The sequence below is a fragment of the Lactiplantibacillus sp. DA1 genome (assembly GCF_032681335.1).
Classification (GTDB): domain Bacteria; phylum Bacillota; class Bacilli; order Lactobacillales; family Lactobacillaceae; genus Lactiplantibacillus.
Window position 1 is genome coordinate 246,600 of the sequence record NZ_JAWHTQ010000005.1, and the last position, 14,711, is coordinate 261,310.

At 38.4% G+C, this 14,711-nt stretch carries 15 protein-coding genes; 4 read left to right on the top strand and 11 right to left on the bottom strand.

The annotated features are described in order from the left end of the window. Positions 1-13 precede the first annotated feature (13 nt). A complete protein-coding gene (locus tag RXV91_RS09715; protein ID WP_223843862.1) occupies positions 14-805 on the bottom strand; it encodes a DeoR/GlpR family DNA-binding transcription regulator in 792 nt (263 codons plus the stop codon). 286 nt (positions 806-1,091) lie between these two features. Here RXV91_RS09715 and RXV91_RS09720 point away from each other — a divergent pair, with 286 nt between their 5' ends. The 4 genes from RXV91_RS09720 to RXV91_RS09735 all read left to right on the top strand — a co-directional run bounded on the left by RXV91_RS09720 (position 1,092) and on the right by RXV91_RS09735 (position 4,475). Further along, positions 1,092-1,553, top strand: a complete 462-nt coding sequence (locus RXV91_RS09720; protein WP_316439699.1) for a PTS sugar transporter subunit IIA — start codon at positions 1,092-1,094, stop codon at positions 1,551-1,553. A gap of 20 nt (positions 1,554-1,573) precedes the next feature. Then, positions 1,574-1,885, top strand: a complete 312-nt coding sequence (locus tag RXV91_RS09725; RefSeq protein ID WP_316439700.1) for a PTS sugar transporter subunit IIB — start codon at positions 1,574-1,576, stop codon at positions 1,883-1,885. Positions 1,886-1,921: 36 nt separating this feature from the next. Continuing rightward, positions 1,922-3,472 (top strand): PTS transporter subunit IIC, encoded by a 1,551-nt coding sequence (locus tag RXV91_RS09730; RefSeq protein ID WP_316439701.1) that lies wholly within the window; start codon positions 1,922-1,924, stop codon positions 3,470-3,472. A gap of 280 nt (positions 3,473-3,752) precedes the next feature. Beyond that, a complete protein-coding gene (locus RXV91_RS09735) occupies positions 3,753-4,475 on the top strand; it encodes a class II aldolase/adducin family protein (RefSeq protein ID WP_128531414.1) in 723 nt (240 codons plus the stop codon). Between the two features lie 328 nt (positions 4,476-4,803). On the opposite strand, the gene RXV91_RS09740 is transcribed toward RXV91_RS09735, so the two are convergent. The 10 genes from RXV91_RS09740 to RXV91_RS09785 all read right to left on the bottom strand — a co-directional run bounded on the left by RXV91_RS09740 (position 4,804) and on the right by RXV91_RS09785 (position 14,627). After that, positions 4,804-5,292, bottom strand: a complete 489-nt coding sequence (locus tag RXV91_RS09740; protein WP_316439702.1) for a PTS glucose transporter subunit IIA — start codon at positions 5,290-5,292, stop codon at positions 4,804-4,806. 15 nt (positions 5,293-5,307) lie between these two features. Continuing rightward, positions 5,308-5,691, bottom strand: a complete 384-nt coding sequence (locus tag RXV91_RS09745) for a hypothetical protein (protein ID WP_316439703.1) — start codon at positions 5,689-5,691, stop codon at positions 5,308-5,310. Further along, positions 5,678-6,259, bottom strand: a complete 582-nt coding sequence (locus tag RXV91_RS09750; protein ID WP_316439704.1) for a PTS transporter subunit EIIB — start codon at positions 6,257-6,259, stop codon at positions 5,678-5,680. Before RXV91_RS09750 ends, RXV91_RS09745 begins: the two co-directional genes overlap by 14 nt. Positions 6,260-6,304: 45 nt before the next feature. Then, positions 6,305-6,811, bottom strand: coding sequence for a hypothetical protein (locus RXV91_RS09755; protein ID WP_316439705.1), 507 nt, complete (start codon positions 6,809-6,811; stop codon positions 6,305-6,307). Between the two features lie 9 nt (positions 6,812-6,820). Beyond that, positions 6,821-7,597 carry a MurR/RpiR family transcriptional regulator gene (locus RXV91_RS09760; RefSeq protein WP_316439706.1) on the bottom strand — a complete coding sequence of 259 codons (777 nt, stop codon included), beginning with the start codon at positions 7,595-7,597 and terminating at the stop codon, positions 6,821-6,823. A 70-nt stretch (positions 7,598-7,667) separates the two neighbouring features. Beyond that, positions 7,668-9,575: an alpha-glucoside-specific PTS transporter subunit IIBC gene (locus RXV91_RS09765; RefSeq protein ID WP_316439707.1), complete on the bottom strand. Its 1,908-nt coding sequence runs from the start codon at positions 9,573-9,575 to the stop codon at positions 7,668-7,670. Positions 9,576-9,679: 104 nt separating this feature from the next. Beyond that, on the bottom strand, positions 9,680-11,011 hold the full coding sequence (locus RXV91_RS09770) for a 6-phospho-alpha-glucosidase (RefSeq protein ID WP_316439708.1): 1,332 nt from the start codon (positions 11,009-11,011) through the stop codon (positions 9,680-9,682). Between the two features lie 198 nt (positions 11,012-11,209). Beyond that, positions 11,210-11,890, bottom strand: a complete 681-nt coding sequence (locus tag RXV91_RS09775; protein WP_316439709.1) for an HAD family hydrolase — start codon at positions 11,888-11,890, stop codon at positions 11,210-11,212. Positions 11,891-12,216: 326 nt separating this feature from the next. Continuing rightward, a complete protein-coding gene (locus RXV91_RS09780) occupies positions 12,217-12,714 on the bottom strand; it encodes a hypothetical protein (RefSeq protein ID WP_316439710.1) in 498 nt (165 codons plus the stop codon). A gap of 44 nt (positions 12,715-12,758) precedes the next feature. Next, a complete protein-coding gene (locus RXV91_RS09785; RefSeq protein ID WP_316439711.1) occupies positions 12,759-14,627 on the bottom strand; it encodes an alpha-glucoside-specific PTS transporter subunit IIBC in 1,869 nt (622 codons plus the stop codon). Between the last annotated feature and the right edge of the window lie 84 nt (positions 14,628-14,711).

A 14,711-nucleotide genomic window follows, 5' to 3' on the forward strand; every position in this document is an offset into this window, starting at 1 on the left:
TATTTCACTAAATTTATTTAGACCCCGGGTAAATGACTTTAACACCGAGTGCCGCCATATGTTTTAAAAACTGATCTTTCGGTGCTCTATCAGTCACAATCGTTGACCAGGCAGGAAAGCTGGCTAACCGAATATAGTCAGAATTAACAGACTGAAACTTAGTGTGGTCTGCAACAAGAATGCTTTCACGAGCACTTTTCATCATCGCAATCTTAACATCTGCCTGATCCATATCTGCAATATACGCCCCCGTATTATCCAACGTGCTACAAGAAACAATTGCTAACTGCGGTCTAAACATCGCAATATCTTGAATTGTATGATTACCCAATAATGAATTGGAATTAGGCCGTAACGAACCACCAGTTAAGAATAGATTTAAATTTGTCATTTGATTAGCAGCAATCGCAAACTGCAGATTGTCGGTAATCACCTTGACGTTTTGTCGCTCCGATAAGTAATTCGGTAAATACGCCGTCGTTGTACTCGGATCAATGAACAGTGCTTGATTATCTTTGATAACCCTTCTTGCTAATAATCGACAAATTACCTTTTTCTCTTCGACATGCGTCCGATATCGAAAAGGTGACGCAAATTCAATATTGGTATTTTCCAATAAAGAGACCATTCCAAATGTCCTTTTGACCTTTCCCGACTGTTCCAAAACAATTAGATCGCGTCGCATTGTAGAAACGCTTTCGCCAGTTAGTTCTATTAGTCTTTTCACACTAATTCTGGGGTGTTTGTTCAATATCTTAAGTATGTGTAAAACACGATCATCTCGACTTACCATATTGCCCTCCATTTGAACAATTCTGAATTTTTTCACCTTAATCTGAACAATTAAACAGGAAAAAATTGAATGAGTTTCATGTTACGTCGAATTGAATACAAAACGCCGTAATGTCAACATATACTGATTGTTGATGGAAGTTAGTTTGGCAATATGGATTTATTTTTGAGATATTTTTATCGATTACTAACATATTAGCATACTGACTTAAATCAAATTATTTTTTTAACGACTAGTCGCAACAAGCTCTAAAATGCAGAATAATGTATGCGCTTACAAAAGTAAAGAAGGAATTTTTATGAATTATCAAGATATGCTTAAATCTGACTTAATTTTTCTAGACGTGGATGCCGAAAGTCGCACTGATTTATACAAGCAGATTGCTAAAAAATTAAACACCCGTGGCTACGTCAAGTCTTCGTACGAAGCAGCCCTGAATAAGCGTGAGGATGAATTTCCAACTGGAATTGTGAATGATTACATCTCAATCGCATTACCTCACGCCGATCCCGAAAACATTAATAGTCCCTTCGTTTGTGTTGTGACAACTAAAGCTCCGATACAAATGCTGCAGATGGGTTACAACACCGAAGAACAAGCCAGTACTTTCTTTTTCCTCGGAATTACAAAGTCGGACGATCAACTGATTCTTTTACAAAAATTCATGGCATTAATTCAGGACAAAGACTTTACTACCCAGTTTAGTCAAATAACTGACACTAAAGAAATGTTCAATTATCTATCTGAAAAGTTCAAATAATTCAAAAGGAGTGCATTACTATGGCTAAAATTATCGTTGCATGTGGGAGCGGAGTTGCTTCAAGCGAGTTAGTCGTTAAACATATTACCGATTTCTTCGAAGATCATCATATTACAGGCGTTGAAGTTGAAGCAACAGATTTTAAGAAGTTACCAGACATCCTTGCAAACTACGATGTTTATGTCTGGATTGCCCGTCCCAACGAGGAAATTCAAACAATCGTTGATCGTTACGGAATCGCTTCAGTTAACGGATTACCAATATTTACTGGACAAAGCCCAGAAACTTCTTATCACGATATCATTATCGCACTGAAGAATATGCAATCATAGGCTTAAACGTTGATAAACACTAGGAGGTGTTAGATTATGGACGTTTTAAAAACAATCGTTAATTATGTGCTGAATCTTGGTGGTCCTGTCTTTGTTCCACTTATTATGTTTATCATTGCCACTATTGCAGGATTGAAGCTCAAGAAATCCGTTCTGGCAGCCTTGACTCTCGGAGTTGCCTTTAGCGGCATGACTCTAGTTGTTAATTATATGATGGGTTCAATTTCTCCCGCTGCCAAAGCCATGTCAAAGATTTTTCACTTGAGCCTCAATGCTATTGATGCTGGCTGGACTGGGGTGGCAGCCATTACCTGGTCATACAAATCAGCTTTCCTATTTTTCCCATTATTATTAGCCATAAACTTTATTATGCTCACATTCAAATGGACTAAAACTTTAAATGTCGATATGTGGAATGTCTGGAACAAAATTTTTACTTATGTAGTGGTTCTCTATTTCACACACAATGTCTTTTACGGATTTATCGTCGCAGGAATTCAGATTGTTTTAGAACTAAAGGCCGGCGATATGTGGCAACGCCATATTGAAGATCTAACAGGTATGCCTGGCGTTACCGTTCCACACTTTGTCACACTATTTGCAGTTATTTTACAACCACTCAACAAACTACTAGACTTCATCCCTGCTATGAATCGACCATTTGACTCAGCTGCTTTACAAAAAAAGATCGGCGTCTTTGGTGATAATACTGTTATGGGAGCTATCATTGGGGTATTGCTGGGCTTCGGCGCTGGCTATTCGGTTTCCAAATCCCTAAACTTGGCAATCCAAGCAGCTACTGCTATGACCCTATTCCCAATGATTTCAAAGCTATTTATGCAGGCGCTCTCTCCAATTGCCGATGCAATGAGTGACTTTATGAAGAAACACTTTAACGGTCGCGAAGTCTTTATTGGACTGGACTGGCCAATTCTTGCCGGTCGAAATGAATTATGGGTCACAGTAGTCATCTTGGTTCCAGTAATGCTCGTATTTGCAATGCTATTGCCTGGAAATACAGTACTACCATTTGCAGGTATTATTAATCTCTCATTCGTCGTCGCAGCATTATTACTCACTGGTGCAAACTTATTGCGGATGTTGGTGCTTGGTATTATTACCACACCAATCTTCCTTTATGGTGCCACTTACTTTGCACCGATTATCACAAATCTGGCAAAATCAACGGGTACTGTCAAAGTACAGGCCGGCCAACAATTATCTTGGTCTACCTTTGAAGGACCAGACTTTCGCCTATTCTTTGCAAAAGCATTTACTGGTGAATGGTGGGCAATTGGCATCTCCATTTTATGGTTGCTTGGATTCATCTGGCTATATATTGACCAGAATAAGATCAAATTGCCTAGTCAGCGCTACGTACTAGCAGGATCTGCACAATCTTCGTCAACAACCGCAGCGCCATCTGAAACAACGACCACATCCGCAGGCAGTCTCGATGATCTTGATGATATGGACTTTAGTAACACGTCAAAGTCTAGCGCATCCAATAACGCTACTAAAGTTAGTCTGAACGATTTAGATGGATTGAATTTTAGTAATACATCTAAACACAACAACTCTCGGTGACAACCATGAATATAACAAAAACAATGTTCAAGAAAAAACTATTCTGGTCAATTCTGCTATTCCTTGACGTCGTCCTTTTTATTGAAGCTATGAGCACTAACAGTATCAGCGCATGTATTGTCGTCATGATAATAAGCGAGACGATTTATTTTAAGGGCAATCATATCTTATTTGGCGAGTTTGATACGAAACGTCACGCCAAGCGTGAACAATATAAAAAGAACTGTCTCAAGAAACGCACCTTAGACCATAGCAGTAAAAGTAAGGAGATCGGATTAAAATGACTGAAGCCTATATTTTCGAAGCAGAACGGTGTGACTTAGCCATGGTTGCTAGAGAAATGTTCAACCGGAAGAACACTAATGTTGCTGGTGGTAATATTAGTGTCAAGGTTACCGCACCACGGGATATTAATTACGGATCAGTTCATGTTAAAAAAGATCATCAGTATTTGATCATGACACCCACTTTTATGTCCGAAGCTTGGTTTGGTAAATTATCCGGGGCACAAATTCTCGTCGTAGATCTGGAATCTGGACAACAAATTGACGGTGTCGGCCGCCTAACTCGTGAAATTAACATGCATATCGGCGCCTATGAAGCCAATCCGGGTATCAAGGTTGTTTACCATTCACATGCCGAAGAATCAATGTTTTGGGCAACTATTGGACAAGATATGCCAAACGTTACTGAGATCACTGCCGTCAATCAAACTTTAGGCAAAATCAAATGTTTGCCCTATAAAGAAGCTTGTTCTCAAGAACTAGCGGACCAGGTGCATGCAAGCCTATTATCACTTGGTGATGATGCATTGGAGAACATTTTTCTTCTGAACAGTCATGGTGTTTTAATTACTTGTACCGACCTACATGAAGCAACCCGCATTCTAGAAACCGTTGAATGGAATGCTAAAATTGCTTATCAAGAAACTATTTTCAAGTCTCTTGGGCTAATTAAGCAGTACCAATCCTGTGGAAAGGATACAGACGCTTTTCTGGATTAGTATAAAAAATTCATTTCAAAGCTAAAAGGACGTCACTTGGTTCAAGTCCAAGCAACGTCCTTTTAGCTTTTATGCACTGACGGTCAATTACAGCAACCCATAACATGACAGGATATTTAGCATGTGGTGGTTAATTTAAGATCCTGAATTGTCAAATCAAATGCAACACTTTCAGTCTCTTCTTAAATAAGGGCCTAACTAATCAAAGTCTGACCTGAAAAAACCTCCATTGCCGATTGATAGTCAAGAATTCGACATGTCTGATAGTTCAAAGCATTATGAATAGTTTTGACTCTAGAGGCCTTTTGGAGGATTTATATTAGTACATCTATCCTTTAGCATACTCAATATCGCCAACAGCAGTACCATGACTAACAGCTTGTGGCACAATCTCCGGCATTTTATTTATTTTATCCATGTTTGTATAAACTACAACAATGGTTGTATCCTTCCCAGAAGCCCTGACTTGATCGAGATGCATATCGGCTAGCTTGGTATCCGTTTTTACCTTATCACCGCTCTGAACAGCCATTTCGAAGGGCTTTCCTTCTAACTCAACTGTATCAAGGCCCATATGGACTAATACTTCCAGTCCTTCATCAGTTGTAATACCTACTGCGTGTTTAGTAGGAAAAACCGTTGAGACAGTCCCCGCAATGGGCGAATAAATTTCATCATGAGTTGGTTGAACGGCGAATCCATCACCCATCATTTTTTGAGAAAATACATCATCTGGAACTGTATCAATTTTAATTAGTTGTCCCGTGGCAGGTGCAACTACAGCTTCTAATTTATTTTTCTTAAATAGTTTAAACATTATAAAATCCTCCGTTCAAATTTTCAATCGTCGCTTGCAGACCTCGTAATGATACTTTTTGTTCAAATCAATCTTTGTTACCATCAAGCTCCCGGTTAACGCTTTCATTTCTGCCAACTTCAATCCTTGGGTAATCCTCTCACCCTTGTTAACATAGAAGGTCTCTATTTCAGATCTCACTTCCGGAAATTCTATTAACAACTCCGATTTTGCATCATCAATCACAATTTTTATTACTTGGTCTTTTTTTGAAAAGTCTAAGATTGTTCCAGCAACCGGTGCGTATATACTGCTACCCGTACATTTCATAACAATAACTAAATGGCTATTGCTACACATCACGTGATAAACACCAGCCATTGGTGGCGTAATTTTAATTAATTTTTTAATTATTGTCATTACGCATAGATTCTTTCGATTTATACATATTGATCATCAACATTTGCCGCGCGATATCAGTCGCATCAGCGATATCAACAAAAATTCTATTCTCAATTGTTTTCACTGCTGTTACACCAATACCTAATTGCATCATTATATCAAACGGATCAACCCAGGAAACGTCCCTAACTTGGACAATAATTTGACTATTGCTTACTGTAATCTGCTGAACATTACCATCTAATCCAAAACATTCATACAACATCGTCGCTTTTTCCCCAATGGGGGTTAATCCATATTCATCTAACTCAGCATCATATATATCAAGTCCTGATATAAGTTGTCGCATTACACTAAGTATCTGGGGGACGTCTAGACCTACAATTACTTGAATTGCTTTGCCATGTCGAACGACATTAACTGCACCATCGGCAATAAATTGTCGATTATTTGCAACAAGTTCAATATCCTTAACAGTCACTCGTATACGTGATGCACAATTAATAATCGCATCAACATTAGAACATCCACCCAAATCCCTCAGGTAATCCACGGCCTGTTGTGAGAAAGTATTTCTTTTTCCCATTAAGGCGTCCTCCTGAAACATTAGTCACTTGGCTCCCCTTGACACCTAGCGAACCAATAGTTTAATTATGATTGCCAGGCAGAACAAGTAAGAGATACTCGTCACGCCTAACATTACTCTGACCTTATTAAACTTAACAAATTTTTTCTTTGGAACTTGATTTGAAAAATACAAACAGGCCAATCCTACAACAAACAAGATCACGTTTCCTAACAACAGTTGAATAGTTGTCAGTACAATCATCACGCTACAAAATACATCATGGTGCTGCAATATTACTTTTTTAAAGTTCCACATCGTGTAGGCACATACTACATCAAGCAAAGCGACAATCAACATTACCGTTGCATACGGACTACTGCTTAACGCAGTAATTACACTTTGACTTTTTTGATTAGCATTCATAAGAACGTACAAGAAATAGGCAACTGGTATAATTCCAAGAATCGCAATGAAGGCCGTATATGAACGTTTAAGATTGAGATGAGCAATCTTAAATCCTTCCGCAATTAAATGTGCTATTTTCTTACTTAGAGTACCAGTCATCATCATCGCTCCTCTTTAATTTTCTAATTCACTATCAGCTTTACTAATGTAGTTAATCAGCCCCATAGTGAATAAATCAATTAATACGTGTAAATCCGAAAAGAACTGCTCTTTTCGATTCTGATACTGTACATTTTTAGCCACTGTATCGTAATACAAATTATAGCTGGCTATTTGTGACAGTCTATTTTGTCGGAATGATGTAAATGCAATGGTCTTCACTCCCTGCAAGTTAAAATTTTGGACCATTTTAAGCACAGTTTCATTCATACCACTATAAGAAATAACGATCAAGGCATCATTTGCATCAATGTGTGTTCGTTGTAAACTCATTTCATCTACTGCACTCGGAAAACTAAAGGCCATTTTACCTGCTAAATATAGATTGCGTTGTAACTGTTGTGCAACAATTTGTTGCTCCCAGCCAGTTGAATAAATAAACACATTACTAGCATCACTTAAAATTTTGTATATATCTTCCAATTTTGTACTTTTAAATTGATTTGACATCCACAATACTGATTTAACTGTCTGAGAAACAAAATCAATATTTACATCTTGTACCTGGTTTGCTTCCTCTTGCAATAAATACTTAAGCTGACTAAAACCTGTTAACCCCAATTTTTGACAAACTCTAAATATGGACGACTTTGAAAACAATGATTCTGTGGCAACTGCTGCTAAACTCGATTCCCGTACCATCGCTCGATTTCGATTAATGAACTGAATAATTTCTTTATCAGTTTCATTTAATTCGCTAAAGTGTTCGTTTTCCAGAGTTTCTAAGTTCAAATCGCATCCCTCAATCTAATTGCTAACTAGTCTATTTACAACGATAATCATAACATGTCAATTAGATGTTTTACTTTACTTGTGCATTAATTTTAGTAGCTAACTTATTGGCTCCTTCAATTGATATAGTCACGATATCTATTGCAATTTGAACATTATGAACTCCAATATTTAAGCTTTTAAATACCGATTCCTGATCAACAAATTTGATATCTTTAACCTTCACTTGAAGATTCGAGCCATCACCACTTGCCTCAATAACATTTTCATTAGTCCCCATCGAATCCATCAATAATGCAGCATTTTGACTAATCGGATCCATAGCAACTTGCGGCGCAGCCTGTTGAATATTTTTTTCATCAGCACTGTCACCAAACATTAGTTCTTGAATTGATTCAAGGACCTGGGGAACATCCAATCCAACAATAACTTGTAACGCTTTGCCATGTCGAACAACGCCAACTGCTTTATTGGCCTTGAATACAGCGTCACTCGCAACCTTACTTTCATCGTTAACTGTAATTCGCAACCGTGTGGCACAACTTGTAATTTCAGCAACATTGTCAGTACCACCTAATGCATCTAAATATGCAGTAGCACGTTCAACGTACGGGTCAACGGTACTATTCGCTTTAGTACTTTCTTTTTTCTCACCGGCTCTAATACTCTTATACTCTTTCTTAGTCATTAAAGCGGCAGTTTCAGTATCTGCTTCACGACCCGGAGTAGCATAATTAAACTTCTCAATCAGAAATTTGAAAACAATGAAATAAATTCCAGAGAATATAAGTCCAATAACAATTTGCAGGACATACATACTCCAGTGGTGTTGCCATAGCGGAATCCAATTCTCTGATGCAAATCCAATCAAACCTAAACTAAATTCACCGACGATCCCAAATGCATACATCAATGCATCCATCGTGGCGGCCAATACAGCATGAACACCCCAGAGTACTGGTGCTGCAAACAAGAACGTGAGCTCAACTGGTTCGGTAATTCCAGCCATCAACGCAGTTAAGCCTGCAGGGATTAATAAGGCAGCAGTAGCTTTCTTCTTTGACGGACGAGCAGTCGCATAAAATGCTAAACAGATACCCAAAATACCAAACACTTTTTCATTACCGTACATTGCAAATCCCATTTGTGGTGCCAGAACTTTCAATGGTTTTGTCGAAGCGGCAAACGCTGATAAGTGAGCAAACCACCATGGCTGTAAGCCTCCAGCGACAGCAGCTGGTCCATACATGAATGGAATGTAAATAAAGTGATGTAACCCGGTTGGGATAAGAACCCGCTCCAAGAAGCAGTACACCCACACACCAATAACTCCCGAAGTCTTCATAAATCCTTGCAATGCTGCGATTTCTAACTGAATCTTAGGCCATACCATGCAAGTAACTAAAGCCAATGGAATCATGGCAACGTATCCTAAGATAACAATGTATGCTGAACCCTGAAAAGTTCCTAACCAATCTGGTAACTTCTTATCAAAATACTTATTGTGCAGCCAAACGGTGATCCCAGCAACAACTAATGCACCCACAATACTAGTATCCAGAGTCTTAATCCCAATAATATTCGTCAACCCACTGTTAGTCGAGTTAGCCACAATCTGAGTTTTTACAAAGTTCTTAACCCCAAATAACGGACCCCAATGAGTTAACATGGCATTAATCATAAAGTTCCAAGAAGCATAAATAACAACTGCCTCCATTGCAGCTCGACCACCAGACTTCTTAGCAAGTCCAATGGGTAATCCAACAACGAACAGTAACGGGATAATGTCAAAGACTGTAAAGGCTCCCGCTTGCAATGTACTCCAAATACCATACCAAGTTGTTGTCGGTGCTGCTAATGAGCCAAAAATTTGTTGGTTCGTCATTAAGATACAGACGGCAGTCATAATACCAGCAAAAGAGAAAAGTAATACTGGCGTAAACATTGCGGCTCCAAAACGTTGTAACTTTTGCATCATAATAATTCATCTCACTTTAATAATTGCTAAAAACAAGAAAGAGAGCAACCCACAGTTCTATTAAGTTTGCTCTCTTTCCATTTCACTTATTCTCTTTTATCGAATTACTTTAATTCTGGCCAAAATTCTTTGTTAGCAACAATCATGTCATCAAGAATGTCTTTTGCAACTCCTGCGTCAGGAACAATCTTGCATAAGCTAAATGCTTCCCAAAGTTTGGTATATGAGTGTTGTTCCCATGCATCAACAGCTAATTTTTCAACACTATTTTGTTCTGTAATAAGCCCCTTCTGGAAGGTTGCTGCTTTACCCATGGCAATTCGTTCAGCACCAGTTGACCCGAATAAGCAGGGAACCTCAACAGTAGCCGTTGGATCAATGTTTGAAATAGCACCCTCGTTAGGAATAATTGCCAACATCCGTTGTTTTGTATCATAAGCAATCGCAGTACATAAATCGACAATATATGTTGAATGTTGATCTGACGTGAAATTAGTGTCCTTAGCTGACTTATTCTTAACAATTCGAGCACACTCACCAAAGACATTCTTTTCACGATATGCTTCAACTTCATCGGTCCGTGTATATTTAGGATCTGAATGTTTTACAACCCATGATGGATATAGATAATACTTCAGGTAAGTATTTGGTAAGGTAGTTGGATCCAATGCGTAAACATCAGCGGCCTTTTTAAAGGTTTCTTCCCAACTTGATTCGGTATTCTTGTCGTAATCACCGCCAACCCAGTAGCCATTCTTTGAAACATATTCTTTCAATGCTGGCATTAGATCATTGCCTTGTTTGTCACGGATATCAGTCCACCACCCAAAGTGGTTTAACCCATAATAACGGAAAACTAATTCGTTACGATCCTTTAACTTAAGAATAGCTGCCATCCGATCCATGATGTCAATCGGCATATCACAAATATTAATGATCTTGGAATTTGGACGTAAACGACGGGTCGCTTCCGCAACAATCGCCGCTGGGTTAGAATAGTTAAGCATCCAAGCGTTTGGTGAATACTTTTCCATGTAATCCACTAATTCAATAACACCAGGGATGGAACGAAGTCCATATGCAATACCACCGGGGCCAGTAGTTTCCTGACCAACCACACCGTGTGCTAAAGGAATTTTTTCATCTTGGCTACGCATCGCGTATTTGCCGACCCGAATTTGTGCCATAACGAAGTCAACATCTGTAAAAGCTTCTTCTGGATTGGTCGTTGCTTCGAATTCAACTTCAGGAGCGCGTTCTTTAACTAAGATTCGACATGCATCAGCAACTTTCTTTTGGCGGTCACCATCGTTATCGTAAAACTTTAGTTTCCGTAATGGAAATTTCTTAATGTGGTCCAATAACGTCAGTACGATACCTGGAGTGTAAGTGCTACCACCACCGGCAATTAATACGGAAAACTTCCTATCATCCATGAGTAATTCCTCCTAGAACAATTTGTATTTCACTTGATTACGTATTTCATACTACTCTCAATTTAAGCGCTTTCAATAGTTCCGCTCTCAATCGGAAGCGGTTTCAGAAGTCATCCCACGTTTCAATTAATGAAATATATTTCGCAAGACAAAAAGCCCGAAATATGCGAAAAAAGAAGTTTTTTCGCTGAAATAAACCTACTTACGTTTCATAAGCGTTTCGCTAACACGAAAGTAGTTTTGAATTGCTTCATCTGCTCTTAAATTAGATGGCATATTAACTACGTCTAAGTCCGGATCTTCCACCAAGATAACTTTTCCCACATTTGCACTATTTGCGGCCTGAATTCCTGAAACAGAATCTTCAAATATTGCACTATTATACGGACTTGAATCAATATTTTCTATAGCCCGTAAAAACATATCTGGCGCGGGCTTCCCTGGAAGTGTGCCATCATTTAACGAGACAGATTCAACATCAAACCATTTTTCTAGATCTAAATGTTTAAAAAAGAACTCGACATTGGGTCGTTCTGAAGCCGTTGCGATGTTTAATTTAATCCCATTTTTAAGACATACACTTAAAAAATCTGTTAGCCCATCTACAAGATGAAACTCTTTAGGACGGCTCAAGCACATATCACGATAGATCTGTTCCTTTTTATTCGTTAATACCTCTAATTCTTCATCTGATATTTTTCGCCCAGAATAGTACTCTAAGGTGTCACGATTATTGCGCCCAGCAACATGCTTTTCGAATTCAGATTCAGTCATTATACGAGTAAATTCTTCTTTTAAAAATTCACCCCAAGATTCTTTTTGAATTCTACCGTCAAAAAACATCGTACCGTTAAAATCAAAGATTATTGTATTTATCATTTTTATCCTACTCCATTCTCAATAATGAACGTCTCAATACCGAACACGATAAGCGCTGACGGACTATTACGTCAATGTTTTTAACTGCCGCCATCTAAAAGTCCTCAAAAGAACGATTGAAAGTCGATTTACCATTTTCACATAACAATATAGTATTGAAAGTAGTTTTGGTCATAGTATGACTGGATTTCAGTTAAGGCTTATGATGACAATTTAGTTTATAACTTGAGATTCTTTGACTTTGTTACGAACATACATAAAATAAAATTGTAGCCCAATCATCACAACATTACCGTGCTGATTAGGTTACAATTTTTTCGCCTTGCCTATTTTAACCCAATCGTTAGGAACAACCAGGTACAAATCAAGTAAATTGGCACACTACAAACTAGCACAGTTAAAGACTGCCGATCTACGTGTTGCTTAGTGCTGGTCTCAATTGATTTTGATAAATAAAGAACTATCAACCCGAGAAAAACGGAAACCATATTACCAACTAGCAACTGAATTACCGTTAAAATACCAAATACAACAACTAGCGTTAACCGATTAGACAGCAGTACCTTCTTACGAAATGCCAAAACGTATGCCACGATTAGATCCATTAAACTAACGATAAACATTACCGTCGTTATTGGACTTCGCTTAAAATACGCTTCTAATCCAGTACTATTCATGGTAAGTGCCAGTGCAATGTATGCAAAGTAAGCAATTGGCACAATCATCAAGACTGCAATATATATATTAAGCGCCTTTTTTAAATCATAATGCAGTCCCGTGATAACCTTGTTAAGAAAACGCGATATTCCATTCTTTGCAACCATAATGCCTGACCTCCTACTGTCAAATCTTTATCATCAGTTATTTTTTAAATCAGTGAGAGTATTGCTTGCACATACTTTTCATAGTCTGGCATGCTAATTGTTACTTTTTTTCCATCAAGAACAACCTTTTCAATCCCTAAGTTAAGGTCTTTGAAAATTTGTTCATTATCCACCTCGGCAGGATTAACAACTGTAACTAATAATTCACCTGAAATATCCTCGACATTTTCAATGTTTTGATCCGTACCTAACGAGTCCATTACTAATGTTGCATTTTGCTGAATTGGCGTCAATTCTTTAACCGTTGGCTGTTCACTAGCATCGGTTGAAATTGGTCCGCTTGACAAATCCTGCATTTTTTCAAGAACTTGTGCAACATCGAGTCCGACAATAACTTGAATTGCTTTTCCATGATGAACCACACCTACAGCTTTATTTGCCTTAAACATGGCATCAGATGCAAGCTTTTCTGGGTCCTTAACCGTAACACGAAGACGAGTCGCGCAACTAGTCATATCTTCAATGTTACCTGAGCCGCCCAAACCTTCGAGGTACGCTTGTGCACGTTCGATATAAGGGTTAGAGGGATTGTTTCCAGTTTTTTGCTTATATTCTTTCTTATTGATCAAAACCGTATCTTCACCTTCAGCTTCGCGACCTGGAGTAGCGTAATTGAAGTTTTGGATCATAAACTTGAATACAAAGAAGTAAATCACTGAGAAGATTAGCCCAATTCCAATTTGAAGCATCCATGTATGCCAATGGTTAGCCCAAAGCGGAATCCAGTTCATACTTAAGAAGTTAATTAAACCACCGTCAAATTGACCAACAATCCCAAACGCGAACATTGTTGCATCCATCGTTGCCGCAAGAAGTGAATGAATTACCCAAAGCACTGGAGCTGCAAACAAGAAGGTGAATTCAACTGGCTCAGTAATCCCAGCAGCAATTGACGTTAAACCTGCAGGAATCAATAAAGCAGCAGTTTGTTTTTTCCGACTCTTTTTGGCAGTAACGTAAAATGCGTAACAAATAGCCGGAATACCAAAGACTTTTTCATTGCCAAATAACTCAAAGCCCATGGTTGGAGCCAGTGACTTGATAGGAGCAGTACTTGTTGCAAATTCTGACAAATGCTTTAACCAATATGGTTCCAACCCACCAGCAACGGCTGCTGGGCCGTATTGGAATGGAATATAGATAAAGTGATGTAGGCCTGTTGGAATAAGAATCCGTTGTAAGAAACAATAGATCCAAACACCAATCACGCCGGAACTCTTCATAAATCCTTGTAATCCTGAAATACCTAGTTGTATTTTAGGCCAAACTAAACAAGTTACAAAAGCTAATAAAAACATTGAAATAAATCCAAGAATAACAACAAATGAAGAACCTTGGAAAGTACCTAGCCATTCTGGCAATTTCTTATCAAAATATTTATTGTGTAGCCAAACAACAACTCCGGCAACGACTAAGGCACCCACAATACTAGTATCTAGTGTCTTAATCCCTGCAATCATTGTTAAACCACCGTTGGTTGAGTTGTCTGCAAGTGGTGCAGCATAGTGGTCGACCCCAAAGGTTGGGCCCCATAAACTTAAAATGGCACCTACAAAGTAATTAAAAGTCAAATATGTGACCAATGATTCCAACGCGGCCCGGCCTTGGGATTTTTTTGCTAAACCAATTGGTAGCCCGACAACGAAAAGTAATGGTACTTGGCGGAAGATAGTCCACCCGCCTTCTTCAACGGTGTACCAAATTCCATACCAAGTAGTCGTTGTCTTGGCCAAATTTGGAAAAATAGCAACATTAGTAAACAAAGAACCAAAGGCAACAATTAAACCAGCAAACGAGAAAAGCAAAACTGGTACAAACATTGCAGCCCCAAATTTCTGTAGTTTCTGCATCATGATTATTCATCTCACTTTTTTATAATAAAAAGAAAGACTACGTTAGCATTGCAATAGTCTTTCTTTAGTCACTACTTTCCAAAT

Bases quoted from the DNA above. Each gene is read 5' to 3' on its own strand.
- RXV91_RS09735 (WP_128531414.1), top strand. From the start codon at position 3,753: ATGACTGAAGCCTATATTTTCGAAGCAGAACGGTGTGACTTAGCCATG.
- RXV91_RS09765 (WP_316439707.1), bottom strand. From the start codon at position 9,575: ATGATGCAAAAGTTACAACGTTTTGGAGCCGCAATGTTTACGCCAGTA.
- RXV91_RS09775 (WP_316439709.1), bottom strand. From the start codon at position 11,890: ATGATAAATACAATAATCTTTGATTTTAACGGTACGATGTTTTTTGAC.
- RXV91_RS09785 (WP_316439711.1), bottom strand. From the start codon at position 14,627: ATGATGCAGAAACTACAGAAATTTGGGGCTGCAATGTTTGTACCAGTT.
- RXV91_RS09770 (WP_316439708.1), bottom strand. From the start codon at position 11,011: ATGGATGATAGGAAGTTTTCCGTATTAATTGCCGGTGGTGGTAGCACT.
- RXV91_RS09750 (WP_316439704.1), bottom strand. From the start codon at position 6,259: ATGGGAAAAAGAAATACTTTCTCACAACAGGCCGTGGATTACCTGAGG.
- RXV91_RS09745 (WP_316439703.1), bottom strand. From the start codon at position 5,691: ATGACAATAATTAAAAAATTAATTAAAATTACGCCACCAATGGCTGGT.
- RXV91_RS09725 (WP_316439700.1), top strand. From the start codon at position 1,574: ATGGCTAAAATTATCGTTGCATGTGGGAGCGGAGTTGCTTCAAGCGAG.
- RXV91_RS09730 (WP_316439701.1), top strand. From the start codon at position 1,922: ATGGACGTTTTAAAAACAATCGTTAATTATGTGCTGAATCTTGGTGGT.
- RXV91_RS09720 (WP_316439699.1), top strand. From the start codon at position 1,092: ATGAATTATCAAGATATGCTTAAATCTGACTTAATTTTTCTAGACGTG.
- RXV91_RS09715 (WP_223843862.1), bottom strand. From the start codon at position 805: ATGGAGGGCAATATGGTAAGTCGAGATGATCGTGTTTTACACATACTT.
- RXV91_RS09740 (WP_316439702.1), bottom strand. From the start codon at position 5,292: ATGTTTAAACTATTTAAGAAAAATAAATTAGAAGCTGTAGTTGCACCT.
- RXV91_RS09780 (WP_316439710.1), bottom strand. From the start codon at position 12,714: ATGGTTGCAAAGAATGGAATATCGCGTTTTCTTAACAAGGTTATCACG.
- RXV91_RS09755 (WP_316439705.1), bottom strand. From the start codon at position 6,811: ATGATGATGACTGGTACTCTAAGTAAGAAAATAGCACATTTAATTGCG.